The organism is Mucilaginibacter paludis DSM 18603, from assembly GCF_000166195.2.
Classification (GTDB): Bacteria; Bacteroidota; Bacteroidia; order Sphingobacteriales; family Sphingobacteriaceae; genus Mucilaginibacter; species Mucilaginibacter paludis.
Genome location: NZ_CM001403.1, coordinates 2016123 through 2041324, shown reverse-complemented (window position 1 = coordinate 2041324; position 25202 = coordinate 2016123). Strand labels below are relative to the sequence as shown.

The 25202-nt window shown below is 43.7% G+C and carries 21 protein-coding genes; 4 read left to right on the top strand and 17 right to left on the bottom strand.

What is annotated here, in order from left to right:
* The first annotated feature begins 243 nt into the window (after positions 1-243).
* Positions 244-4383, top strand: coding sequence for a hybrid sensor histidine kinase/response regulator transcription factor (locus MUCPA_RS08585; RefSeq protein WP_008505771.1), 4140 nt, complete (start codon positions 244-246; stop codon positions 4381-4383).
* A gap of 192 nt (positions 4384-4575) precedes the next feature.
* On the opposite strand, the gene MUCPA_RS35825 is transcribed toward MUCPA_RS08585, so the two are convergent.
* The 17 genes from MUCPA_RS35825 to MUCPA_RS08495 form a co-directional block, all read right to left on the bottom strand.
* Positions 4576-5679, bottom strand: coding sequence for an RICIN domain-containing protein (locus MUCPA_RS35825; RefSeq protein WP_008505769.1), 1104 nt, complete (start codon positions 5677-5679; stop codon positions 4576-4578).
* Between the two features lie 600 nt (positions 5680-6279).
* Positions 6280-6939 carry a hypothetical protein gene (locus MUCPA_RS08570; RefSeq protein ID WP_008505768.1) on the bottom strand — a complete coding sequence of 220 codons (660 nt, stop codon included), beginning with the start codon at positions 6937-6939 and terminating at the stop codon, positions 6280-6282.
* Complete coding sequence (locus MUCPA_RS08565; protein ID WP_008505767.1) at positions 6936-7274, bottom strand: PadR family transcriptional regulator; 339 nt, start codon at positions 7272-7274, stop codon at positions 6936-6938. Before MUCPA_RS08565 ends, MUCPA_RS08570 begins: the two co-directional genes overlap by 4 nt.
* 114 nt (positions 7275-7388) lie before the next feature.
* Positions 7389-7706 carry a sensor histidine kinase gene (locus MUCPA_RS08560; protein WP_040625798.1) on the bottom strand — a complete coding sequence of 106 codons (318 nt, stop codon included), beginning with the start codon at positions 7704-7706 and terminating at the stop codon, positions 7389-7391.
* A complete protein-coding gene (locus MUCPA_RS08555) occupies positions 7696-7908 on the bottom strand; it encodes a hypothetical protein (protein WP_040625797.1) in 213 nt (70 codons plus the stop codon). Before MUCPA_RS08555 ends, MUCPA_RS08560 begins: the two co-directional genes overlap by 11 nt.
* A 96-nt stretch (positions 7909-8004) precedes the next feature.
* Positions 8005-8397: a hypothetical protein gene (locus tag MUCPA_RS08550; RefSeq protein ID WP_008505765.1), complete on the bottom strand. Its 393-nt coding sequence runs from the start codon at positions 8395-8397 to the stop codon at positions 8005-8007.
* A 13-nt stretch (positions 8398-8410) separates the two neighbouring features.
* Positions 8411-9352: a hypothetical protein gene (locus MUCPA_RS08545; RefSeq protein WP_008505763.1), complete on the bottom strand. Its 942-nt coding sequence runs from the start codon at positions 9350-9352 to the stop codon at positions 8411-8413.
* 37 nt (positions 9353-9389) lie between these two features.
* Entirely contained in the window at positions 9390-10073 is a 684-nt protein-coding gene (locus MUCPA_RS35820; protein WP_008505761.1) for a histidine kinase dimerization/phospho-acceptor domain-containing protein, read from the bottom strand.
* A gap of 259 nt (positions 10074-10332) precedes the next feature.
* The gene (locus tag MUCPA_RS08535) at positions 10333-12198 is read right to left on the bottom strand and encodes a PAS domain-containing sensor histidine kinase (protein ID WP_008505760.1); all 1866 of its coding nucleotides are present in this window, start codon (positions 12196-12198) and stop codon (positions 10333-10335) included.
* 251 nt (positions 12199-12449) lie between these two features.
* Entirely contained in the window at positions 12450-13331 is an 882-nt protein-coding gene (locus tag MUCPA_RS08530; RefSeq protein ID WP_050982049.1) for a glycerophosphodiester phosphodiesterase family protein, read from the bottom strand.
* Between the two features lie 143 nt (positions 13332-13474).
* Positions 13475-14383: a glycerophosphodiester phosphodiesterase family protein gene (locus tag MUCPA_RS08525; RefSeq protein ID WP_050982048.1), complete on the bottom strand. Its 909-nt coding sequence runs from the start codon at positions 14381-14383 to the stop codon at positions 13475-13477.
* 15 nt (positions 14384-14398) lie between these two features.
* Positions 14399-15373: a purple acid phosphatase family protein gene (locus MUCPA_RS08520; RefSeq protein WP_008505757.1), complete on the bottom strand. Its 975-nt coding sequence runs from the start codon at positions 15371-15373 to the stop codon at positions 14399-14401.
* A gap of 7 nt (positions 15374-15380) precedes the next feature.
* Positions 15381-16694: a purple acid phosphatase family protein gene (locus tag MUCPA_RS08515; RefSeq protein WP_008505756.1), complete on the bottom strand. Its 1314-nt coding sequence runs from the start codon at positions 16692-16694 to the stop codon at positions 15381-15383.
* Positions 16695-16793: 99 nt separating this feature from the next.
* Positions 16794-18263, bottom strand: coding sequence for a SusD/RagB family nutrient-binding outer membrane lipoprotein (locus tag MUCPA_RS08510; protein WP_008505755.1), 1470 nt, complete (start codon positions 18261-18263; stop codon positions 16794-16796).
* Between the two features lie 14 nt (positions 18264-18277).
* A complete protein-coding gene (locus MUCPA_RS08505; protein ID WP_174316911.1) occupies positions 18278-21739 on the bottom strand; it encodes a SusC/RagA family TonB-linked outer membrane protein in 3462 nt (1153 codons plus the stop codon).
* A gap of 142 nt (positions 21740-21881) precedes the next feature.
* Entirely contained in the window at positions 21882-22859 is a 978-nt protein-coding gene (locus MUCPA_RS08500; RefSeq protein ID WP_008505753.1) for a FecR family protein, read from the bottom strand.
* A 64-nt stretch (positions 22860-22923) separates the two neighbouring features.
* The gene (locus tag MUCPA_RS08495) at positions 22924-23520 is read right to left on the bottom strand and encodes an RNA polymerase sigma-70 factor (protein WP_008505751.1); all 597 of its coding nucleotides are present in this window, start codon (positions 23518-23520) and stop codon (positions 22924-22926) included.
* A gap of 190 nt (positions 23521-23710) precedes the next feature.
* Here MUCPA_RS08495 and MUCPA_RS08490 point away from each other — a divergent pair, with 190 nt between their 5' ends.
* The 3 genes from MUCPA_RS08490 (at position 23711) to MUCPA_RS08480 (ending at position 25165) form a co-directional block, all read left to right on the top strand.
* Entirely contained in the window at positions 23711-24133 is a 423-nt protein-coding gene (locus MUCPA_RS08490; protein WP_157543847.1) for a hypothetical protein, read from the top strand.
* Positions 24117-24317 (top strand): helix-turn-helix transcriptional regulator, encoded by a 201-nt coding sequence (locus MUCPA_RS08485; RefSeq protein WP_008505749.1) that lies wholly within the window; start codon positions 24117-24119, stop codon positions 24315-24317. The genes MUCPA_RS08490 and MUCPA_RS08485 overlap by 17 nt, the downstream gene beginning before the upstream one ends.
* Positions 24318-24490: 173 nt before the next feature.
* Complete coding sequence (locus MUCPA_RS08480; protein WP_008505748.1) at positions 24491-25165, top strand: class I SAM-dependent methyltransferase; 675 nt, start codon at positions 24491-24493, stop codon at positions 25163-25165.
* The last annotated feature ends 37 nt before the right edge of the window (positions 25166-25202 follow it).

Here is a 25202-nt window from a genome sequence, read left to right as displayed (position 1 = left end):
TTAACATGGGGAGAGCATTACGGTTTAATCTCTTAGTTTAATGCTCATTGAGGTATTCAGGCTTATGGCACAATCATGGTTGTATTTTATCAATGTTTACATATCTGGGCATCCGGATTGTATTGGGTAACGCTGTTGCTTGGTGGCTGATCCCGTATCTGTAATGATGTGCTTTTTATCGCTGATGCCTTGACCGGTTTTTTATCGGTAGCTCGATTATTGAACCAATACCAATCAACGGATATGTATTTTAACACTCGCGCTATATTTTTATTTATTCTGTTAAGCATTATTGGAGCGGGCTGGGGTTTTTCACAAAATCATCCGCCTGTTACCAGGTTGTCTATCACCGAGGGATTGTCTAACAATTCTGTACGCTGTGTTTTTCAGGACAAAAAGGGATTGATGTGGTTTGGCACCTTTGACGGCCTTAACCGGTATGATGGATATGGGTTTAAGATATACAGAAACCAGCCCAAAGATTCCTCATCCCTGTCGCATAATTATATATACGCCATTGCGGAAGATAAAAATCAGAATATATGGATAGGTACCGGCCAGGGAGTGAATATTTTAGATCCGGAGGTTGACCGTTTTAGTTGGGCATATTACCGGGATTGGTATACCCATCAAATACTAAAACTCAGTTATAGCATTACTTACATTAAAGCCGACCATTATGGAAACCTGTTTATTGGAACTAACAATGCAGGCTTATACATCAAACCCCGATACAGCAATTTATGTGTTCAGCTTCCAGCTGCGGTGGGGCCTAATGCCTACAGGGCGCTTACTTGTGAAGGAATGGCTGTAAGCAAAAATAATACAGTATGGATATTTATGGCTGATGTTGGCCTTTGCCGTTATAATTACCGGTTGGGAAAGTTAGATCTGGTCAATAACTCGCTCAAATCGGTTAATTGTATTAATGCTGCCGATGATGGGGCAGTTTGGCTTGGCACAACGAAGGGCCTGTTTAAGTATGTTATCGACGGCAATAGTATAACAGGCGGCTATCGTGTAGGCGCTGGGCATCTTTCAGGCGATAACGTTGTTAGCCTGCTATTTACTGATAAGCGGCAACTCTACATCGGTACTGATGGCGGAGGGTTAAGCATCCTGAATCTGGCTACTAACAGGTTTAGTTATGCAGATGGTGAAGGGATGCCGGGGCTCGTTAAAAGCAAGGTGATTATGGACCTTTACCAGGATGAGGATTTACGGATCTGGATTGCAACGATGAGATCGGGTATCAATATTATTGATCCCAAAAAATCAAATTTCGGCTTAGTTGCACATCAGGAAGGAGTGGCCAATAGCCTCATCAATAATTTTGTATCGTCTTTTTGCGAATATGATAATGATAATATTTGGATAGGGACTGAAGATGGGGGCCTTTCTGTCTGGAACAGGAAAAAAAATCAGTTTAAAAATTTCACCCACCTCGGCGGGAATACCGCAACGCTCAGCAGCAATGCCGTTACTTCTATTTTAAAGGATTATTTGGGGCGAGTATGGGTGGCTACTTTTGCAGGCGGAATTAACCGCTATGGGGCTGCCGGTAAATCGTTTGAGCATTTTGAATGTAAAAATAATTCAACAGGCGAAGTAAATAAGGATGTTTGGTTATTGTTTGAGGATCGCCATAAAACCCTGTGGGCGGGTACTTTTTCAAACGGCAGGCTGTATCGGTTTAACCGGAAGAAAAACGAGTTTGATGTGTTTGACCAAAAAATAAGCGATCCTTATGTTTTTTTTGAAGACAGGCGAGGGCAATTATGGTGTGGTACCTCCGAGTTCCTCATCAAGGTGGATACCGTTAGTAAATCCCACACTTTTTATAGAATTGACAAACCGGTGCGGGCAATTTACGAGGACCGCTCGGGCTTGTTTTGGCTCGGCACTGAGGGCGGTGGCCTGTGTTTGTTTGACCGTATAGCCGGCAAGGTAAAACAGCGTTTTACTGACGCCGAAGGCTTATCAAACAATGCGGTGCTCAATATTCTGGAGGATAGGGCGGGTAAATTATGGCTGAGCACCTTTCAGGGTTTAACAAGTTTTGATTATAAACATTTAAGTTTTAACAACTATTATCAGAGTGATGGCCTGCAGAGCAACCAGTTTTCATTTAATGCGGCCTTACGGTTAAAATCGGGCCAACTTGCATTCGGCGGTATCAAGGGGTTTAATATTTTTTATCCCGATTCTATTGTTACGCACGATGATATGCCCAATATCGTTTTCACAAATATCAATGTGAATAACAAAAGGATAAGCGACGTTAATTTTATTAAAGATAACGGATCCGGAATTCCCCGGTTGAAGGTTCCGTACAATGATGCCGTATTATCTTTCTCTTTTGCGGGCTTGGAGTATTCTTCGCCCGAACACATCAAGTATGCCTATTATCTTGAGGGCTGGGACAAAAATTGGGTGTTCTCGGGAGCACAGCGCACCATCAACTACAATAATCTTCCCGAAGGGAGTTACACCCTGCATGTTAAATCTACCAATACCTCGGGCAAATGGAATACCAAACAAATAGTGCTGAATGTAATTGTGCTGCCGCCCTGGTTTAGAACGGTTTGGGCTTACCTGATTTACGGGGCACTGGCGGCGGCCCTTGCTTATATTTACATCAGGTACAGAACGATCCAGGAAAACCTGAAACATCAAATTAAACAGGAACGCCTGAATAGTGAGAATGAGCATCAAATGAATTTAAGGAAAACATCGTTCTTTACACACGTTTCGCACGAATTCAGAACGCCGTTAATGCTGATTATTAACCCGTTGCAGGAAGTTTTATCCAGAAATGGCCAGCGGAAAGATCCGGAACTCGGTATCGTTTACCGAAACGCCCGCCGTTTAATCAGCTTGATTGATCAGTTATTGTTGTTTAACAAAACCGAGAACGATGCAACCGACCTGCAGATCAATGAGCTAAATTTTTACGCCTTGTGTAAATTAACATTTGAAAGTTTTGTTTACCAGGCAAAAAACCGGAACATCCGGTACGAGTTTCATTCCAACCTTGATCATATCGTTTTATTTGGGGATAAGGCCAAACTGGAAGTTATCCTTTATAATTTACTGTCGAATGCATTTAAGTTTGTAAATGCCGAAGGCGTAATTTTATTTAAGCTCCGGGAAACGGGTAACACTGTGGAGGTTTCTGTTTGTGATAACGGCTGCGGTATTCCGCCGGAGGCAGGCAACCGCCTGTTCGAAAAATTTTACCGGTCGTCCAATCAGCAATCCGGATTCGGTATCGGCTTATATCTGGTCCATCAATTTGTGCAACAGCATAAGGCCCAGATAAGTTATGTAAGCAATGCCGAACAAGGGACTACATTTTTTGTAAACTTAAAAAAGGGGAGATTGCATTTTCAGGACATGCCGGTTTGGGAAACGCCGAATGAGGATGCTGTTTTTTTAAATGAACTTTCGGGCGACCAGGAGCTTGTCAATTGGACTGAACTTGACGATACTCCTGATCAGGATATCCATCATCATTCTAAGGCGGTAGTTGATGACGATGATAATTTAACAGGGCCGCAACTCACTTATTCAAAAAAAACCATGTTAGTAATTGATGACCATCCCGACATGAGAACTTATATCAAACAGATTTTTCGGGATCAATTTATTTTACTTGAAGCGAGTGATGGTGCACAAGGTATACAGTTAGCAAAAGAATATATCCCCGATATTATACTCAGCGATATTATGATGGACGTTAAAGACGGGCTCGAATTGTGCAGGGATATCCGAGAAAACCCTTCTTTGGCGCATATACCGCTTATTTTAATTACGGCCAGCCCGTCTGCAGATATTAAAGTAGGCGGTATTAAAGGCGGTGCCGATGATTATTTTACAAAACCCCTCAATAAGGAATTATTAACTGCCCGCATAAATACTTTATTACAAAACCGCAATAACCTGCAAAATTACTTTTACAGAAAGGTAACGCTAAAGGAACATCATGTTAAAATATCAGAAGAAGAAAAGCGCTTTATCGATCAATGTATTGTTATTATAGAAGGCAGGCTTGAAGATGATGATTTTAATGTAGATCAGTTAGCGCGAGAAATTAACATGAGCCGCTCAAATATTTTTAAGAAAGTTAAGGCAATTTCAAACCAAACACCCAATAATTTCATCAAATACGTCCGTTTGCGGCGGGCGGCAGAACTCTTCATCAATTCGTCTCATAACGTAAACGAGGTTTCCATGTTAGTTGGTTTTAAAGACGTTAAGTATTTTAGAGAACAGTTTTTTCAGCTTTTTGGCCTCAATCCGTCCGAATATATCAAAAAGTATAGAAATCCATTCTCAAAGAAAATTTCCTTTCACTTTGCCCAGGATGGAAAATCAATTTAAGATGAATAAATCAATACTGCCAGCCTTTTACTTTAGGATCGTTGATAACGGCGACCATTTTAAGAAAATAAAAAAAGTGCCAAGCTTTGGAAAGCACTATCGGTTCCCAAAGCTTAACACCATAAAAATAACAGAAAGGGAATTTAAAATCGCCCAGGAAAAGTCAAAACTATTTCCCGGTTTTAATTCAGGCTACATACCATCTGCGCGCATGGCGTAAACAATTTTTACCTGCCTGAAAGCATTGGTTTCCGACCACTCATCATCGTAGTTTAACCCATACGGCCAAAAATGCCCGCCACCGGTATGAATAGCACTTGTAGAGGTTTCAAGAGCGTGAATAGTTGCAACGGTATTTGTTCCCAAAAAATCACCGCTGCTGGTGTTAGAATACCAGCCGCCGTTTTGGCCCACGCCGTAAGTATGCGCTATTTCGTGCATCACAGTTCTTACCGTCTGGTAGCTTGCGTTTGATCCGAACCGGATGTTTCCGGTCGAGGCGTTGCCATCTGCTGTGGGCACGTCAGTATTATATTCTACGGTTAAGGTACGCGCAGGCCAGTCGGCACCTGCGTTATAGCGCGCGCAGGCGTCATTCATAGCCGTTGTTATCCTCTGTTGCACGTCGGTAGGTACGCCGGTGGTGGTTAGTGTCCATGTTAAATGCCCATTGGCTGTTACTCTTAACAAGGCCCATTGTTGGTTCTCACCTCCCCAGTAGCTCCATTGCTGCACATTAGCAAGATCGTCTAACGACTGGCCATTTACATCCAGATCTTTTCCGCTGTTTTTGTTTACAATGCGGTAATAGCCGTTGCCGATTGAAATGAACTGCCATTGCTGATTATTAGCCGAACTGGAATACGTGCCAATATTTACATTGCTGCCATCGGCGGTGCCGGATTGATCAACTTGAAGGGCTTTGCCGCTGTTGTTATCAATAATAGAATAATAGCCTCCTGTAACTTGGGTTAACGTCCACTTTTCATTTGCGCCTCCCGTTGCGCCATACTGAACTACATTAGATCCTTCGGATGTTTGCAATCCTGAAACGTCCAGTACTTTGCCGCTTTTAAGATTGACGATAAAAAAAGTTCCATTGGATACTGTTTGCAAAACTTCGGTAGGCGAAATAGCTGCAAACGACGATTTGGTGTTGATTGATACATTTGCCGGTAATTTTAGGCCGGTTGCACTTTTTTCTACCGAGCCATCTTTTTTACAGCTCGCTAATAACAGGCCGATTGATAAAAAAATCAACCTTAGTGCGGGTGACGTGATGAATTTGTTTTCCATAAATGGTTTATTTTAGTTTTTGGACATGCATACTTACTGTCCGGTTGGTTAATGTTTACAGGTATATGCACAACTTTCTTTTTTATCAGAGAGCCCCCTGTAAGGTTTGGTTAGTAAAGGATGCGTGGCCGAAAAACTTAAGATTGTTTAAAGATTAACCGGCTTAGCTTTACAAACTTATGTAGTGGGAGGTGATTGGCAGGGGGGATATTATCTCAAAATTGGGGGACTAAAGTCCATTTCGCCCTTTAAGGGCCGGTGAAAATATAAAATTGAAATAGAGTGATCGTTTTTTTGTCGGGGGAGGGCCGGCTGGTCTCAATAAGTTTTCTTGTGAAGGCGGAAGAGTACGAGAGGGTTTGGAAATGATTTTAGGTAGCAGCGAAACAATAATTTCCAGTATGTTTGGTCTGCGGGTAACCATAAATAGCGTACAAGGCGTTTACCCTGCAATGCTGATGATGCCCGAGGTAAGCAGAAGGCCCTGGCTTCCTCTGCGATAAAAACTAATCGGATACAAATCGGATGACCTACAGATGCGCCTTTGTCCGGAAATTCGCGGCATAAAGTCAAGGTATCGGCGCATTGGTAACATAGCATTTATGCATTACTTGCCTGCATCTCTTCATTCATGACGCGGTAACAGCTGTACAAATATAGCGCCGTGAAATAAAACAACATTATGGGGATAGCCGGATGAGATAAAATGACGGTGGGTTTTACGTGGCTAAATCTGGCCGCTATAACAGCGACGTTCAACAGGGTCATCGGTATAAAAGCCTGCCAAAAAATTGTCGTACGCAACAAAGAGTATTTTTTGTGGTCGGTTTGGATAACCCGCATGCGGTAGCCAATGTACAAAGATGAAGAAAGCAGCAATAAAGCCAGCAGCGCAAATACCGTGATGGTGGTTGCTGTTGAATCCGGTAAATAAGTGCTAAGGATAAAACAAACGGTCATTGCAGCAATCGTTTTTAAGATCAAATGTTTACGGTAGACCTTACCAATGCGTTGGTTCAGCTTGACCCGGAATAGCCGGGCGTGTTCCAGTGCCATATTTTTGATTCCCTCTGTGCCGCCCATAACGTGGATAACATCTTCTATCATCAGTTCCGCCGGTCGTGCATCCCCTTGGGTACGCCTGTTTTCCATATCGCTGAACACATGGTCGAGCAATTCGTTATAAACTTCCTGGTAAACAATTTTAAAATCCAGCAAGCGTTTCCGGGCAAATGCGTATTCTTCGGTGGTAAGCCTCATAGCAAATCGGGTTTTAAGTTGAGTAATAATTGCAGTTGGTTAATAAATTCTTTGGCTTCTTCAACTTTGCTGATAGCTTCTTTACCACCAGATTCGGTCAGGTGGTAATATTTGCGCACACGATTACCCGCCATTTCTGTCGTGGTTTCCAGCAGGCCCGCCGCTTCCAGCTTATGAAGCGCCGCGTAAAGCGCTGCCTCGGTCAGTTCGATACCTCCGGAGGTAAGGGCTTTCACTTTCTGGCTGATCTCGTAGCCGTACATACGCTTACGGTCTTCCAGCAGTTTGAGGATAATGGTCTGCAAAGTGCCTTTCAACAAAGTGTTGGTGCTCATGCAATAAAGGTAAAAAAAAATAGCAATACCCAACTAAATTGGGTATTGCTATTTTTTTCTGCTTCCCAAGTTGGTGCGCGCGTGTCGCGCGTTCCCTAATAGGTATAAAAGCTGTTATGGCACTACCAGTATCGTGAAATTAAAAGTGCTGCCCTTTCCGGGTTCACTGTCTGCCCATATCTCGCCGCCATGCCCCTTAATAATCTCGCTGCACAGGTATAGCCCAATGCCGAAACCAGCGATATGCCTTGTTTCATTGCCTTTTACCCGGTAATAGCGCTCAAAAAGCCTGGGCAAATCGTCTGCGTTTATACCTATTCCTTCGTCGCTCACACTTACCTGTACTATACCATCGGCCTTTACGCAGGATAGCCGGATAGTAGAACCTGCCGCGGCATACTTAACGGCGTTACTAACCAGATTATTGACCACCTGCCCTATCTTTTACCTGTCGGCGTTTACCCAGTTCATTGCAGCCGGTTGGAACACCAGATTGATGGCTTGATATGGACGCCATTGATTCCTCCTCAGCTTCTTTGATTAGCAGGGATATATCAAACCTCTGGCGGTCGATGTAGATCTTCCCCAATTCGAGTCGCGACAGGTTGAGGAAGCCGTTGGTGATGCTGGTCATTTCTGATGCGCTTGCAGAGGATCAAGCAGGCACTTTATTGCAAGTTAACGATATAATTGACTTAAAATTGAGCCAAATTGGAAAAAGAGCGTTGCTCTAAAACACCCAGCTCTCTTTTTCATACCGGTACCAGATATATAAGTGTCGGTTATTGCTTTGAGTAAAACTGAGCTCGCGTATTTTAATGAAAGGCGAGTAACGGCCTGTTTTGCTTATACGATTATAAATAGAGATGCGAAATTCTGGTAAAGGAGTTGCCAGTGTAAACACGGTATCTCCAGTGGGTTTGCCAAAGGCTGTTACCACTTGTTGTAACGTAAGTGTATCTATTTTTGCGGTATCGATCTCAATACGGCTGATGTTTATTGCACTATTTTTAACTTTTTTATCCGAACAGGATAATGCCATGCCCATTGCGAAGAACATCAAGCTCCATAGCAGGAAATAGCAAAACGAGCATTTTTTATTGTTGGATAGTTGTTTCAACATGTTTTTCAAAATACTAACGGATCACTTCTAACGGCGCACCGGGCTTAGGCCTGTACAAATAAAGGCCATAAAAATTTTCTTTGTCTTTCATCTCCCCATATATGGCTGGAAAGTCCCGGTCGCCGCCTTTAGTTTGCAAAAGAGTCACTACTTTTCCATCCCCCAAAATACGCATGGTGTAGCCATTGATCAGCTTCATTTCAGTGATAGCGTTCGCCTCCTGTTCTAACCGCTCCCAGCCATGATCGTAATTATTAGCTTCTCCTGAAATGAAGAAGAATGCCTGCGCTACTTCCTTTTCCCGGTTATAGATCATGCTGGCAATCGTTTGTACATCTTTTTTTTTGAAGGCGGTGATATACCTGTCTACTAATGTTTGTACTTCTTTAACTAATACTTTCGGGTCTTCCTTCCGGAGATCCGTCCCACTGCTCCAACCTTTTAAGATGTAAGGTACCTCAGCATTAAATTCGCCATTCCATTCGTATGTCGTGGTTTTTTTTGTCAACGCCGGTAATTTAGCGTGATAAACCTCTTTTGCTTCTTTAAGTTTTTCGTTACCATATTCCGAATGTACCACCCTTATAGAAAATACGGTCTCAGGTGACAGAAATGGTTCTGTTTTTCCCTTGGTAGTCGCTGGGGCATACACTCTAACTTTGATTTTTTGAACACCGCTTTTTAAAATGTACTGCGGAAAATCAATGTTCTGTTCGCCAGTAGAGCGCCCCGTAGCAAAAGAAAAATCAACCAGCATATCATTCACATAGATCTCATAAGTACACAATGCCCAATTGATCCTTAGCGCGTAAGTTGGATTGTAAGCGTATGTTTTTACACTTTTTGATATGCTATTGTATTGTTGTTTATTAATAGTAGTGACCCCCATTTGCCCATAACTCAGCTGGCTAATAATCAAACAGGCGGCTATTAAGGATATTTTAAGTCGGTTCATAAGCTAAAGCAAAGTTATTTGATTTATAGTAGATTGGTTATGTTATTTGGTACTTAATGGGAACCTGCTTTTTGAAAAAGCGGAATCTGCCAATGACATATTCAAACGAAGCTTTAACTCTCATGCTAAATATGAAAAACATTGACAGCATTACCAAACAGATTTTATTGATCACCTGGCCTATCTTTTCCCTGTCGGCGTTTACCCAGCTCATTGTAGCCCGTTGGAACACCAGTTGATGGCTGGATATGGATACCATTGATTCTTCTTCGGCTTCTTTGATTAACAGGGATATATCAAACCTTTGGCGGTCGATGTAGATCTTGCCCGATTCGAGCCAGGATAGGTTGAGGAAGCCGTTGATGATGCTGGTCATTTTTCTCAACTGTTTACCGGCCCGCTCCAACATGCCCGATGTAAGTGTATCACCGCAGGTTAATGCTTTATTTTGAGAAACCTGTATATAGCTGATGGCAGAGGTAAGGGGTGTTTTAAACTCATGGCTTACCATGCTGATGAAGGCGTTTTTACGCTGTTCATTTTCTTTGATCTCTGTAATAGCTACAGTAGAGCTAATATAACCCGCGAAAGATCCATAGAACCGGAAACGGGGCATACCCCTGGCCAATAACCACCGGTGCCTGTTTTGATTGTCGGGTACGCGGAATTCCCATTCACACGTTTTTTTTTCAATAAGTGCCGTCGAAAAGTTCCTGATCACCTTATATTCATATGAAATGGAAAAAGGAATAGATTAAAAACGAGAAAAGATAATAATTTTTTTCACAAAGGGAAACTAACAATTGGCCGGATAGTTTGGGTTAGAATAAATTGCCTGCTGTTTTGTTGAAAAAAATGGATTTTGCGGGCCTACCGAACCCTTGTGGGGGCTCAAGTAGGCTGGCGAAGCAATGTTTCAAAATACATTAACCCGTTCTCCCACGCTGGTGCGCGCGTGTCGCGCGTTCGCCAATAGGCTGTTACCGAACTATCGGTATCGTAAAACTAAATTTACTGCCCTTACCCGGCTCGCTTTCCGCCCAGATCTCGCCGCCATGGCCTTTGATAATTTCGCAGCACAAGTATAACCCGATGCCAAAGCCCGCAATATGCCTGGTTGCATTGCCTTTTGCCCGGTAATAACGCTCAAAAAGCCTGGGCAAGTCCTCTTGGCTTATGCCCATTCCGTCATCGGCTACGCTTACCTGCATCATGTCGTTGGCCGTTGTACAAGATAGCCGGATGGTTGAACCTGCCGGGGAATATTTAACGGCGTTACTAATCAGGTTATTGATCACCTGGCTTATCTTCTCCCTGTCGGCATTTACCCAGCTCACGGTAGCTGGTTCAAACACCAGGTGATGGCTTGATATGGACGCCAGCGATTCTTCCTCGGCTTCCCTCATCAACAGGGATATATCAAACCTCTGGCGGTCGATGTAGATCTTGCCCGACTCGAGCCGCGACAAGTTGAGGAAGCCGTTGATCATGCTGGTCATCTTGCCCAACTGTTTGGCCGCACGCTCCAACATGCCCGATGTTAGTGTGTCATCATACGTTAATGCTTTCTTTTGGGAAACCTGGATATAGCTGATGGCCGAGGTAAGCGGTGTTTTTAGCTCATGGCTTACCATACTGATGAAGGCGTTTTTACGCTGCTCATTTTCTTTGATTTCCGTAATATCCACCGTAGAACTGATGTAACCCGCAAAAGATCCGTCGGACCGGAAACGTGGGGCGCCCCGGGACAGCAACCACCGGTACTTGTTCTGACTGTCGGGGATGCGGAATTCCCATTGCCATGGTTTTTTTTCGAGAAGCGAGGTGGAAAAGTTTTTGATCACCGCTTCTTTATCCTCGGCGTGTATCAGGTCAAACCAGCCATCCTTCAATAATTGGGTGGTAGTGCGTCCCGTTACCCTGGCCCAGGCTTCGTTGAAGTAAATTATGCTGCCTGATTCGTTCCCGACGCTAATCATCACATCTGTACTATCGGCCATGGTACGGAAACGTGCCTCGCTTTCCGAAATAGCTATTTCGGCATTACGGATATCGGTAATATCACGCGTTGTGCCGGCTACGGCTTCTACTTCGCCATACTCGTTAATAACCGGGGTGAAAATATAATCGTAGATGCGCCTGCCTAATGTAGCGTGCGGAAAAGAGACTTCACCGCGAATAGGTTGTTTGGTTGTTTTAACCTGGTCAATCTCCCTGTGGTGCATCTCGGCATGCCAGGGCTCGTAGCCGTTGTCAAGTAAACCTTTTCCAATAGCATCGTCCCAGCTTTTGCCCCACATAGAAAGCAAGGCACCGTTAGCGTAAGTGAAACGATAATCCTGGTCAAAAACATAGATCAGGTCGGGCGTGCTTGAGGTAATTGTTTCGTATAGCCTTTTTTGTTGTTCTGATTGTTCTTTGGCCTCGCGCAGGGCTTCTTCGGCACTTTTACGTTGCGTAATATCACTGGCCGCGCCAAACCACTCTACAATTTTGCCATTGCTGTCCAGAATGGGCACTGCGCGCGAGAGCGTCCAACCGGGTGTGCCGTCAGCCCGTAGTACCCGGTGTTCCAGCTCAAATATTTTTTTTGCCTCAATGGCTTCGCGAATAGTCGTTTTTACTTTTTCATAATCATCGGGATGAACGTATTTTGTTATCCAGTTAGCTATCGGTTCGTGGGTATCCAACAAAAATCCCCGGCCATCTAATTGCCGCATCACCCGCCAGTCGGCACTCATGCTATACACAATGTCGGCGGTAGCTGTAACCAGCGCACGGAAACGTTCCTCATTGGTAGCAATTGTTTGCCCATTTATAATGGGTTTGGGTGATAGCTTATTCATATGAAAATGGAAAAGAAACAGATTAAAAACGATAAAAGATAATAATTTGTTTCATAAATGAAAACTTACAATTGTCCGGATAGGATGGTAACAATTAATTGTCAACTTTGGTTGAAAAAAAAGGCTTTTAGCAAGCCTACCGGGCTATTGGGCGCGCAAGCCAAGTAGGCGAGGCTATGGTTTCAAATACTTTAATCCGCTTATCTTTTATTAGTAAGCTTTAACCGGTTTATCACCCCGTTAAATACGTGTTAGTGCAAGCCTTCCTTTTTTAAATACTTAAGCCATGCTTCGGGTAAGTTGGTTTGTATCACGTTTGCATACCTTTCATTGGTGAGTAAAGCCTTAAAGCCTGTATTGGAGGTTTCTTCCATGTCGTCGTATTTGCCCAGTGCATTGGTCCATACCCTTACGTGCTGGTCTCTGATGGTTTTCATTAAGCCATCGCTATAAAATGATTCGTCGATATGGATGAGTTTGGCAATCTTTAAGGCCAGTATCTGTTCAACATCGTCCTGGCTGTAAGCTCGGGGCATTATCTTAATTTGAGGGTTTAAATTATTTACCCAAGCCATGTCTTTATATCCATACAAAAAAAACAATATTTGCCTTTGGGTATTGGTTTGCTCTATTGCCTGGTAAGTTCTTTTTAAGGCATCGTGATCGTCCAATTTATAATCAAGATCAACGAGTATTTTATCTTTGGCAGCTTTTAGAAACTGCAAAAGTGTAGGTACCCTTTCTTCAGTTGGCTTGCCATCCTGGGTAAGACGTAACCTGAGCAATTGCTTATAGGTGTAATTGGCAAGTTCGCCTTTTCCATTAGTGGTCCGGTCAACCTTGGCATCGTGCATCATGACTAACACGTGGTCTTTAGTTTGCCTTACATCGGTTTCAACAATATCCACCCCCAGCCTGATGGCCTCTTTGAGTGCCTTCAAAGAGTTTTCCGGGTAATGCTCGTGTGCACCACGATGTGCGGTTACCATAATCCGGTCAGGGTGATTCATAAGCACATCAACCAATGAATCCGTACGGTTGTTTTGAGAGCGGCATGGCCCGGCAATAAGCAGGAATGGCAATGCCAATAGTAAAAGGGCATATTTTACAAGTGCTGTTATTTTAAGCATCATTAATGTTGTTAGTATCAGCTTAGTGTCGTGTCAACAATAAAACTCGGTTATCGTTAGTCAAAGTCATTCATACTTAACCAGGAATTCCGAATTTTTGACTCAAGACTCCGGACTAAGTACTCTTGATTTAGTACTATAGCAGGTTATCTTAAACCTTTTTGGGTTAAGTAGTTGATAAAAGCTTCCGGATGATCGGTTTGTAAACCTGTTAAACCCCTGGCTACGGCCATATCCCAAACTTCCGGACCTTCAGCCCCGCTTTGGCCATCGGGCCATGCCGGTAAGTGATGCTTTTTAGCCCAGGCTACCAGTTCGTTATTATATTGTTTAAAATCGCCGTCCAATACATCGGGGTGGTATTGATCCATAAACCGCATTAGGGTAACGCTGTCTTTCACGTCGTCGGGCAGGCTTAACATTAATGGCATTTGAGGTGCAACAGCTCTCCACTGTGTAAATTGCTCGGGCTTGTTAATATAAACCAATACCTGTTTTTCCATTCCGTATTGTTTTAACAAGGGATAAACTACAGCCGGGTCTGCTTCTTTAAAATCAATGTAGATGTATATTTTGTTTTTACATAGTGCCAGTATCTGTTTAAATGTGGGGATATGCAGGTTTAGTGTTTTATCTTTTGTTTTGATGCTAAGTTTTTCAATATCGGCAAGCATTTTGTTCTTAACCATTCCGGTATCATTCGTCATCCTGTCAATGCGGGCATCATGCAAACTTACCAGCTCGCCATCCTTTGTGGTTCGCAAATCTATTTCAACATAATCGGCTCCATGTTTAATGGCCTGCTCGTATGCAGCCAAAGTATTTTCCGGAAATAACACATGATCGCCGCGGTGAGCTATCACTGTAAACCGGTGCCTTGGTGCGGGTATAGGGTTGGCGGTATAATTATCTGCGCCGTCAGCTGGGTTTAGTTGATAGGCAGAAGCAATTTGCTGCCTGGATAAATCACTGGTTATAGTTTTTATTTTTAGTTCGGGTGCGGCAAATAATTGCCATAAGCTAATTGCCGGAATTAGCAGGATCATGTTTTTCATTATAATATAAATGGCCTATTTATTAATTATCGTTTCGTACAATACTTTTCCGCTGTCGTTTACGGCATTAACCTTCAATTGCGTTGTGTTTATGGAGAAATACATAAACCCATGTTCAGAAGCCTGGAAACGGCTGTAAGGAATCCCGGTAGTTACTTCTGTTAGTTCCGACCCTGCTCCCGAGATGAACTGGTGGGTGTAACCTTCTGGTTTTAGATGTTGAAGGGAATGGTCGTGGCCCGACAGGTAAACATCAACTTTGTGTTTTTCAAACAAACCTGCCAGGGCTTTCCTGATGGCCAGGGTATCATAATTTGTGATACGGGGGCCTACAGTATAAGCCGGGTGGTGGCCGATTACTATCTTCCACTTTACATCAGGTGAAGCATTTGCCAAAGTCTGATCAATCCAGGCTAATTGTTTTTCAGGTTCTCTTTCTTTCAGGTCGTAAACAATAGGTTGGGTGTCAATAAATACAAACAGTACTTTTCCGCCTGCTTTGTCGATATTTACCTCTTTGGAGTAGTAAAGGGCTGGCATGTTCCACCGGCGGCTTACTTTGCTGTAACGTACCTGGGCATCCGGGTCTGTACCGTAATCATGGTTGCCCAGCACAGGGTACCAGTCGTCCTGTAAAGAGTGGGCGGTATAAACGTTCTCAAAGGAGTAGTGCCATAGCGGGTCGTTTTCGCTTACAACACCTTTGGGGTAAAAATTATCACCGACAGAAATGATAAACTTGTTAGGGTGTGTTGCGGCCCAGGCCCCCATTTGTTTGGCTACCTCGTTCTGGTGATACTCGCCGTTACGGCCCCAATCGCCAATGGCAACAAAGTTGAGCGGAAAGTCATTGGCAAAAATAGCCTTGGGCGAAACATCTTCGCTCTCCAGATGTGTTTCCCGGGTACCGGCCAGGCTTTCAAACGGATTGATTAACGATGTGCCGAGCGCAGTTAACGCTGTGCTGATCACAAAATCTCTTCTTTTCATGTGGATCTTATTTTTTGTTTATGAGTTTGTTGGGTTTACCCTTTTCTTTCACCAGGTCGAAGGCGTCAAACAACTCCCCGGTGGCCAGATAAGCTTTGAAAGATAATAAGTTATCGTCAATATCTATGGTCTGGTAAACCTGTAAATGACTTCCAATAATATCAGCCCATTCCATTGGCTCGGTTTCGTACATTTTTGAACCACTTACCGAAACCACGTATACCGTACCAGAGTGCGCCCCGGCTACGCCTTGAGTTAGCGGAACCTTAGTCATGCCCCGCGCATAAGCGTGATCGTGGCCTTGTAATACGATATCTACGCCATATTGATCGAAAATTGGTTTCAAATGCTCTCTCGCCTTTTTATTGTCCCGGCCCTTTTTGGTGGAGTAAATAGGATGATGCATCACAATGCAAGTCCATCGTTGGCTGTTTTGCGTTAATACCTGGTGTAACCAGTCAACCTGCCTGCTGATACAATCGTCTGTAATAGCTTCCTCAATCATTTGGGTATTTAAGGATATCATTCTTACTCCCTGGATATCGGCATAGTAACAGCTTCCTTTCAATAGCGTATCGTCGGGGCCGTTCATCGGGAGCGCAAATTGTTCATTCCAATATACGGATAAATGCGGTTTCCCATCTTCGTGGGTGTACTCATGGTTGCCGGGCGTCATCAAAGCCGGGGTGCTGGCGTGTATGTAGCCGCCTGCGGCAAACCAGTCTGCCCATTCATTATCCTCATTCGCCCGGTTAACCAGGTCACCGGCATGAACTACCAGTTGCGCGTTTGGCATGGCAGAGTATGCTTTCCTGATCACCCTGCTCCACAAAGGCTTAATACCGACTTGGGCATCACCCAGATAAATAAACGAAAGTTTAGGCCGGGCCACATTGCTTTGAGCTGTACGGAACTGGAACCATTCGGTCCAATTATTCTGCTTACCTATCCGGTAAGCATATAAAGTATCGGGTTGAAGGTTATTGATGGTTGCCCTGTTGTTAATTGCGCTGATTTTTTCAAAACTGAAAGGCTTTGCGTTAGCGTTTACCCGGATCACGTTCGAAACAAATTCGGGGTGGGCATCGGCAATGGCATATTCAACAATGGTTGGTTCGGATGTGTTTGCAGTTCGCCAGTTAATGGTAACGCTTGTAGCCGGGTCGGGCGTAATTGTCAATATTACCCTATCGGGGATATCGTTCGGCAAGTCGTTCTGCGTATCGTTTGCCAGTAGTTTTGCAGGTGAGCCGATAAGAGGCAACATGGCGCCTATCTTTACCGTACGCCCTAAAAAGCTCCTTCTCGCTATTTTTTTCATGATGGATGATTGGTCTTTATACTAAAAAAGATGAGATAAAAGGCACATCGTCCCTGATATCCCATCTTTGGCATAACTAAATTGTGTAAGGTTTAAAAATTATTTAAGGTACCACATTTTGGTGTTGATGTCATCCGGTCCGAATACGGCTATCGCGGCTTTATAGCTATCGTAGTTTACATTGGGCTCGCTTGTTGGCCAGCCATACCTCACAGGGAATACTGGTTGAAAAGCCGCCGGGCCAACCACAAATTGAGGAAAGCCGGTACGGCGGAAATCAAACCAGCCCTCTGATCCGCGGAATAACATTGCCAGCCATTTCTGAATGATCAATTGTTTTTGAGTACCATCGTATTTTACCAAAGGCGAATCGTAATAAGCCTGGCTTACGGCTTGGGCCTTAACACCATAATAATCCATAGAAGCTTCGATACCATCGTGGTAAAGTGATTCGGCAGTTTTAGCGGGTACGGAAACTTTACCGGTTTGTACGGCCTCGGCCAGTATAAAGCACACTTCGGAGTAAATCATAAAGCTGGCTTTTAACCCGGTGGCTTTATCTTGCCTGAAGAACGACGAGAATACCGACTGATGTGTTTCGCCGCCGTTATAATCTGCCGGATTGGTTAGGGCATGTGGCACGCCCACATATTGATTGTGATCAACCGTAGAGCCGGTGGTTGTAGCTACCGGTGCTACCCAAACTGCCAACCGTGGGTCGTTACGTTGTAACAGCACGTCAACCAGTTCTTTGCTTGCTTTGGTTTTGGCAAAATCAGCATCAATCATATTTTTGGCGCCGCCGGGCCAGCTGTCATCTTTCTTAACGCCCTGGTATATCACCTCGGCATTATCAGTATTGCTGGTAAAAATGGGATACAGGTCGCTGTTGTTAATAATCTCCTGCATATCCGAAAAAGCGTTGGCATATACCTTGGAGCATCGCATCAGCATACGCAAACGGAGCGAGTTTGCCAGCTTGCGCCATTGCAACGCTTTACCTGCGTAAAGGGCATCGGCGTTTGCATCAATACCGGTGCCGCTTGTTTTTAACTGCAAGTTAGCATCTTTTAACAATTGCAGTAAGCTCATGTAAATATCCTGCTGCTTATCGTAAGCGGGTTTAATGTTACCCGTAGATACAGATTGCAAAGCTTGCGAATAAGGGGCATCGCCATATAAGTCGGTAAGATAACAGATGTTAAAAGCCATCAGGATATTGCCTGTGGCTACATACACGGGCTGTGATGTAGTAACGGCTTCCTGCTGCATGGTTTTAATAATCATGGCGCGGGTATAAATATCGTTCCAGTCTACCGCCGTCCACCTAAAATCTTCGTAATCGTTGTTTCTTACCAAGGTGATATACCTGCCCAGTGCGGCTGGGCGGCGGTCGAAGGCATTTTCCTGGTAAGCATACGCGGTTTGCGTAATTGCTTCGGTGAAATGATATTCGGGCCTGGTTGTTGAGGGGCTGTTGTTGTTGGTGTTGATTTTTTGAAAATCCTTGGTGCAGGAGCTCATCACCGTTGCAACTACTGCTAAATATAAGATAGAGAAAGCTTTCATGGATTGGTTTTGAATTAAAAGTTACAACTTAATTTAAAGCCGTACGATCTGATGCCCGGCAAGGCATATTGCGCTACACCCTGGTACCTTAAAGTTGATATGCTGATGGTGCTTTCCGGGTCAAAGCCATTATTGGCTGCTGTCCAGATAAATAAATTGTAACCGATGGCAGAAATGGCCAGGTTACTCATAAAGGGAAGGTGGCGCATTATATTTTTATTGAAGTTGTAGGTTAGCGACACCTCTTTCAGTTTGATATAGGTGGCGCTAAAGGTATCGTTCTGGTAGTATTTCCAGTACTTGTTATCGTAATAATCGGCCGCGGCTATAATCACGTTATTTTGCCTGTAAGTGCCATCGCCATTGGCAATAACTCCGGGCATAATCATACCGTCGGTCCTTTTTACGCCGTTGGCATCTGTCCAGCTTAAACCACCGTGCTCGGCGTCGCGTCCGGGTATTGTAGTATCCAGGTAACCGTCGTCAATCAAGGTTTTTACCGCGTACGAATAATATTGCCCACCTTTGCGCCAGTCTAACAGTGCATTCAGCGTAAAGCCGGCATAGCTAAAGCTGTTATTAATGCCCAACATAAAATCGGGGTTGTAATTGCCTATTTTCTCTAACGTGGTTGATTGCTGCATCAGCCCGCCGCTGGTTAACAAAGGCTGGCCGGCATTAGGGCCGCTGGGTACTTTTTTCCAGCTTGTGGTATAAAAGTCACCCATTTGTGTTCCTTCGCTTATCAGGTAATTCACATTGCTGCCATCGGTACTGCCCAATAAATAATTGGTTATACCCGGTGTTAGCGAAATAACTTTGTTGCGGTTGCGGGTGAAATTAAATTCGGTTTTCCAGGTGAATTTTCCTTTAACAGGTACCGCGTTAAGCGTTAATTCAATACCCGAGTTCTGGATATTTCCGGCGTTGATCAGTTTGGTGCTGGCTCCTGATGCAATAGTGGTAGGCACCTGGATAATCTGGTTTTTGTTGTTGGTTTTATACCAGGTAAAACTTAAGCCCAACCTGTCCTGAAAAAAGCTGACGTCGGCTCCGGTTTCGTATGATGTGGCGATTTCTGGCTTTAACTTGCTGTTCTTTTGATCATAACTTAAGGATGCCCGCTTTACACTCCCCCAATCGGTATCAAAGGGAATAACATTGTATAGTTGGTAGGGGTCGGTGTCAGAGCCCACCTGCGAGATGTTTCCGCGAAGTTTTAAGTAAGATAGCTTATCCCATTTAATACCAAGCAGATCGGAGGCGATCACGCTTAACGATGCCGAAGGGTAGAAATATGAACTGTTTTCTGGAGGCAGCGTGCTGCTCCAGTCGTTGCGCGCGGTCAGATTTAAAAATATCGATTGTTTGTAGCTGATCTCGCCGAGGCCGTAAATGCTGTTAATGCGTTTGTGCCCGGCGCCTTCGGAATAGATCATGGAACCCGCTGCCGCGTTCGCAAGGTTGTAGATACCTGGCAAAGTTAACGTACCGGTGTAATTTTGAACCGATCGTGTTTTTTGATCCATCTGGTTGCCACCTGCCGAAACGGAGTAAGCAAACTGGTTGTTGATTTTCGATTTATAGGTCAGCAAAAAGTCACTGTTCTGCTCTTTAAAATAATCATTCTCGGTGAGGTAAGCACCGGTAGGGTTACGCTTGGCGCTAAACGGGCGCTTTTGGTTAACATCTGTTGAATAATAATCCAACCCGGTACGTGCGGTAAGGGTAAGGTTAGTTAACAGATCTACAGCCAATTGAACATGCCCGGTTAACCGGTTGCGGTTATAACCATTGGTTTCTTCATTAGCGATTAAAAAAGGGTTGTCATCGCTTGATAAGGGGTTGTATTGTTTAACACCTTCTTTGCCGGGTACCCAATAATTACGCAGATCGTTGATGTTGATATTGGGAGTAAGCTTGTAAACCTCGTAAGTTACGCTTTCGCTGTTAGCCGACGGGCGGTTATCGCTCTGGTTGTTAGTATACGCTATGTTTGTACTTAACCTGATGGATGGTTTAATGTTGTAGTTACCAGCAAAGTTCAGCGTGTTACGTTTCATGTCGGTATTGGGCACAATACCTTTATTTTGCATGTTTGAGAAAGATAGCCTGAAATCGCCCGCCTCACTTGATTTGGCAACCGCAATATTGTTTGTCAAAGTATGGCCGGTATTAAAAAAATCTTTCACACGGTTAGGGTATGATACCCAGTCGGTTGGTATAGCTTTACCATTAGCATCTAACGGGCTATTCCATTGTACCAGTTTGATGCCTGTGTTTAAACGCTGCCCCCAGGCGCTGGTGCTAATGGTACTGGTAGATACGGGCGAATCTCCGGAGCCATATTCATTTTGTAAATGAGGAAAAAGGTAGGCCTTATCAAATACCGTGGTTGAATTGAAGCTTATACCAAGTCCCTTTTTCTCTGCGCCTGATTTGGTGGTGATCAATATAACACCCGAGCCGGCACGGCTGCCGTATAAGGCGGCTGCACTGGCACCCTTTAACACGGTAATGCTGGCAATATCATCCGGACTTAAATCGCTTATCGGGCTTCCGTAATCTATGTTTTGCTTACCATCTATCCCGGCAGTTGGATTTTGCAGTGCCGGTGCCACGGGTACGCCATCTATAACATACAGGGGCTGATTGTCTTTGGTTAAAGAGGATTGGCCCCTAATGGTGACCATCACGCTGCTACCCGGATCTGCTGCCGAACTTCTCACATTTACACCTGCAATACGGCCGGTAAGAGCGTTAAGCACATTGGGCTGGGGTACATCGCTCACCTCGGCAGACGTTAACTGGGCACTGGCATAGCCCAGCGACCTTTCCCGTTTTTTGATACCCAGGGCGGTTACCACCACCTCGTTCAACGAGTTGTGTTGTGCCTTTAAAATAACGGTATTACCGGTATAGTTACCTTCGGTTACTACAATGTTTTTGATGGTTTCTTTTTCAAAAGATATAAAGCTAATTTCGATTGAGTAAGTGCCTGGCTGAACAGGGATACTGAACTTTCCATCATTGCCCGATACAGCAGACCGTCCGCCTTCAATTACCTTTACGGTTGCTCCGGGCAGTGGTTCCCGCGTTTCATCTACCACCTGGCCTGTAATATGGCCCGTGCCAGACGACGCGGATTTGTCTTTATTCGACAGGCTTAGTATCACATAGTTATCAATAATCTTATACTTAATGGCTAAATCGGTGGTTAGCCATTTCAGCGCATCATTAACGGTAACTTTCTTTTTGCGGATGGCAATTTTTTTTGACATCATCGAGTTAACTTCCTTGTCGAACGTAAATTCAAACCCGGCTTGTGATTTTACCTGGGTGATGAACTGTTCCAGCGTTTCGGAACTGGTATTGAACGAGACTACTCGCTCCGTACTTTGAGCCAAAGTATGCTGCCACACGGCGCATACCAGAAAAACAAGCATCAAAAATTGATGGCTTAAAATCTTTTTCATTACTTTAGTGTTGAATTAGTGCAGGTTGTTGAAGCCTGCGTGTTTGTTAATTGAATCTCCAAATTCAGTTGATAGCCAAGCGTCCTGCTCCAACAGGGCGCTTATTTGTAAAATGTTCTGTCGGTACCTCCTTGTTTTAGGGTTAATTGATATGTACTTCATTTTTATGGATGACGTAGTTAAAGCCTGCTGTTTGGGATAAGATCTCCAAAACCTGCGGCAATGTTTTGCGATTAAAGTTGGCGGTAACCTGTTTTTCGGGCTTTTGCTCGTGGTCAATGTGAATAGTAATGCCGTAATACCGCTCAAGTACCGGTACAATGTCATGAATGGTTTCTAGGTGGAAGCTCAGGATTCCCTTTTGCCATCCCATGATCTCGTCAATGCTGATGTTATCTTTTTTAAATTCGTTTTTGCGATTGTAAGAGAGCCGGTCGCCGGGTAGCAGCATATAAGTGCTGGTTGGTTTGGCACCGTTAACACCAACTTTTCCGCTGGCCACGCTAACAACGGCCCTGTTATCTGCCCGGTATGATTGTACGTTGAACGAGGTGCCTAAAACCTGTACGTTTAAGCGCCCGGTATGCACTATAAATGGCTTTTTATCGTCGTGCTTAACATTAAAAAAGGCTTCCCCATCCAGGTATACTTCACGTTTGTTACCGTCAAATTGTGCTGTACAGGTAAGGGTGCTTCTGCAATTCAAAATAATCTGGGTGCCATCGGCAAGTGTAATTTGCTTCTGTTGCCCGGCCAGAGTAGTCAATTGCAGAACCGCCGGATGATTGAAAGATGTAGCCTGGTTATTTAAAAACAGGTAGCCAATGGAAAGTGTGATCAGCAAAGTGGCGGCAACGCCAATCAGCCAGGGTTGCATTTTTATCTGCCGCGCCGGTTTTATAGTTTTGTTTATTTTTTTAAATACGCCTTCCGCATCAAAAGCCGGGTCATGGGTACTCGCGTCGTCGGCCATGTCGGCTGCGGCTTCTTCCCGGAGCACCAGTTCCCACTCATCCTGAAAGTTGCCCGATTTCATCAGCTGGCTTACCTTTTTAAGCTCATTTGGGCTGCAATTGTTGCTGATGTATTTTTTTAATAACTCAATTATTTCCTGATCCATGGTCTTGTGCTACATACATAAGACAACTTGAGGAAGGACTATAACTATCCGGATTGAAAAAAAATTATTTATGGAAGAAATTAACGAAAGTTAACAAAATGCCTACGGAACCGCTGATTAGTAAATGCTCTTTAATGGTTTTAAGCGCCTTTACTATTTGATTGTTAACTGTGCTGTCGGCAAGGTCCAATTCGCGTGCAATTTGCCTGTGGCTCATCCCTTCGTTGCGCCCCATTTCAAAAATTAATTTTCGCTGAGGTGGCAGGCTATCTATTGCACATTGTACATGTTTTAAAGTTTCTTTAAACAAAACTTTTTCCTCGGTACAATGGCTCAGTTGGGCAGCACTATACATTACCTCGTCCACAAAACGTTCTTGAACAGCGCCACGCTTTATTAAATTCATTAAATGAAAATAAGTGGCTTTGTATAAATAAGCCTGTAGCGATGTTTCGATTTGAAGCGAGGAGGCATTATCCCAAAGTTTAACAAAAATGTCGTGAACGGTATCTTCGGCAATCTCTGTGGACTTAATGATTTTTACGGCGTACCGGAAAAGTTTTTTGGCGTATGCGTTATAGATAATAGAAAAAGCTTCCTTGTCGTGATTGCTTAGCTGCACCAAAAGTTGCCGCTCGTTAACTATTTCATTATTGATCATCACAGCCTGCTTTTTTACGCAGGCAAAAGTATCAAAGCTAAAATTGCAGCCATGATAAGGAATGTTTAAGTTATTGTAAACAAAATGCCGGGATGAGGTAAATAATTTGACTTGTTAAATTGCTGATCTAAGAATGTATTATCCAAAAATTAATTTGTTTTATTCATAAATGTAAACTATGTTTGTCATTATGGAAATTAAAGTTTACAAAAAAGAAGGTTTGAGGCTATTGCCAAATTCCTTTAAAAAGATCGGCTTGATGGTCATCCTGGTCCCATTGATCATTTCAGTAATGTTCAGGATATTTTTACCCGAATTCGGCAGATCCGTTATGGCGCTCCTGGTGATCGACTTCATTATTATCGGCTTATTATTAATAGCATTATCAAAAGAAAAAATTGATGATGAGCGGATCCTGACGATCAGGTTAAAGGCGGTATTGTCTTCCTTCATTGTTGCCGTTATCTATACGGTTGTAAGCCCCTTGCTTAATCCCCTTTTTGGCGATGCTATTAAAGACATCAACGGGCAATTAGTGGTATTTACCATGCTACTCATGTATCAAATTTGGTTTTGGCTACTCAAGCGCGCAGATAATGAAGAACACGCTTAAAGTTGAAAGGGCAAAATTAGATATGACCCAGCAGCAACTGGCGGATGTGGTAGGCGTATCCCGCCAAACTATTAACTCTATCGAAGCGGGCGGCTATACACCGTCTACCATATTGGCATTAAAAATTAGTGGGGTATTTAAACTTAGCGTTAACCAAATTTTTTTGTTAGAGGATGATGATTGATGCGTTACTTGATAGCGGATTTGGCATAATACAGCCTTAAATTATTAGCAATTGGTAGATAGTTGAACTTAAATCAACAGGTTTTGAGCTGAATTCATGATGATCAACTGGAATTAAAGTCGATTTTTGGTTTTTTAATTCAAAATTTAAAGGTCGATAGCAAAATATTATTAATGAGCACTATTCAAGATCAGTTTAACAGGGTATCTAAAAACTACGATGCGCAACGCAGATACCTTATTCCTTGTTTTGATGATTTTTATCAAAGTTGCCTGCCCCTGGTGGCGGAACGCGCCGCCATAAAAAATGTACTGGATATTGGGGCGGGCACGGGTATATTTTCGCAAACAATTTATCAGCAGCGGCCCGATCTGCATTTCACACTGATGGATATCTCCGGCGACATGCTGAAAGTGGCCAGGGAGCGTTTTGCCGGTCTGCCAAATTTTAAGTTTATAGAGATGGATTTCTCAGCCAATCCTATTGCTGAGAAATATGACCTCATTATCTCCGCGCTGGCTATCCATCACCTGGAAGATGAACATAAGGCTGTGCTTTACAACCGCGTGTACCAGGCGCTCAAACCGGGTGGATTGTTCATTAATGCCGACCAGGTAGAAGGGCGTAGTGCTGGTTTTGACGAATTTTATAAATCTAACTGGAAAGAAACCGTCAACCGGTCGGAGCTTGCCCCCGAGGCCATTGAACGGGCTTTCGAGCGAATCAAACTGGATAAATTCGCCAGGTTGGAAACCCAATTGAAAATGCTCGAAACGGCTGGCTTTAACGATACCGATTGCATTTATAAGTATCATAATTTTGTAGTGATGGCAGCTTTCAAAGCATAAAACTGAAGTTGATAATTTCGCGATTGATATGATCAGA

What these genes read in the sequence shown, in the direction of transcription:
- MUCPA_RS08555 (WP_040625797.1), bottom strand. Translation starts at nt 7,908, where the DNA reads ATGACCAGCATCACCAACGGCTTCCTCAACCTGTCGCGACTCGAATTG.
- MUCPA_RS08585 (WP_008505771.1), top strand. Translation starts at nt 244, where the DNA reads ATGTATTTTAACACTCGCGCTATATTTTTATTTATTCTGTTAAGCATT.
- MUCPA_RS08500 (WP_008505753.1), bottom strand. Translation starts at nt 22,859, where the DNA reads ATGGATCAGGAAATAATTGAGTTATTAAAAAAATACATCAGCAACAAT.
- MUCPA_RS08510 (WP_008505755.1), bottom strand. Translation starts at nt 18,263, where the DNA reads ATGAAAGCTTTCTCTATCTTATATTTAGCAGTAGTTGCAACGGTGATG.
- MUCPA_RS08535 (WP_008505760.1), bottom strand. Translation starts at nt 12,198, where the DNA reads ATGAATAAGCTATCACCCAAACCCATTATAAATGGGCAAACAATTGCT.
- MUCPA_RS35825 (WP_008505769.1), bottom strand. Translation starts at nt 5,679, where the DNA reads ATGGAAAACAAATTCATCACGTCACCCGCACTAAGGTTGATTTTTTTA.
- MUCPA_RS08545 (WP_008505763.1), bottom strand. Translation starts at nt 9,352, where the DNA reads ATGAACCGACTTAAAATATCCTTAATAGCCGCCTGTTTGATTATTAGC.
- MUCPA_RS08490 (WP_157543847.1), top strand. Translation starts at nt 23,711, where the DNA reads ATGGAAATTAAAGTTTACAAAAAAGAAGGTTTGAGGCTATTGCCAAAT.
- MUCPA_RS08550 (WP_008505765.1), bottom strand. Translation starts at nt 8,397, where the DNA reads ATGTTGAAACAACTATCCAACAATAAAAAATGCTCGTTTTGCTATTTC.
- MUCPA_RS08525 (WP_050982048.1), bottom strand. Translation starts at nt 14,383, where the DNA reads ATGAAAAACATGATCCTGCTAATTCCGGCAATTAGCTTATGGCAATTA.
- MUCPA_RS08495 (WP_008505751.1), bottom strand. Translation starts at nt 23,520, where the DNA reads ATGATCAATAATGAAATAGTTAACGAGCGGCAACTTTTGGTGCAGCTA.
- MUCPA_RS08520 (WP_008505757.1), bottom strand. Translation starts at nt 15,373, where the DNA reads ATGAAAAGAAGAGATTTTGTGATCAGCACAGCGTTAACTGCGCTCGGC.
- MUCPA_RS08565 (WP_008505767.1), bottom strand. Translation starts at nt 7,274, where the DNA reads ATGAGCACCAACACTTTGTTGAAAGGCACTTTGCAGACCATTATCCTC.
- MUCPA_RS08530 (WP_050982049.1), bottom strand. Translation starts at nt 13,331, where the DNA reads ATGATGCTTAAAATAACAGCACTTGTAAAATATGCCCTTTTACTATTG.
- MUCPA_RS08515 (WP_008505756.1), bottom strand. Translation starts at nt 16,694, where the DNA reads ATGAAAAAAATAGCGAGAAGGAGCTTTTTAGGGCGTACGGTAAAGATA.
- MUCPA_RS08570 (WP_008505768.1), bottom strand. Translation starts at nt 6,939, where the DNA reads ATGAGGCTTACCACCGAAGAATACGCATTTGCCCGGAAACGCTTGCTG.
- MUCPA_RS08485 (WP_008505749.1), top strand. Translation starts at nt 24,117, where the DNA reads ATGAAGAACACGCTTAAAGTTGAAAGGGCAAAATTAGATATGACCCAG.
- MUCPA_RS08480 (WP_008505748.1), top strand. Translation starts at nt 24,491, where the DNA reads ATGAGCACTATTCAAGATCAGTTTAACAGGGTATCTAAAAACTACGAT.
- MUCPA_RS08505 (WP_174316911.1), bottom strand. Translation starts at nt 21,739, where the DNA reads ATGAAAAAGATTTTAAGCCATCAATTTTTGATGCTTGTTTTTCTGGTA.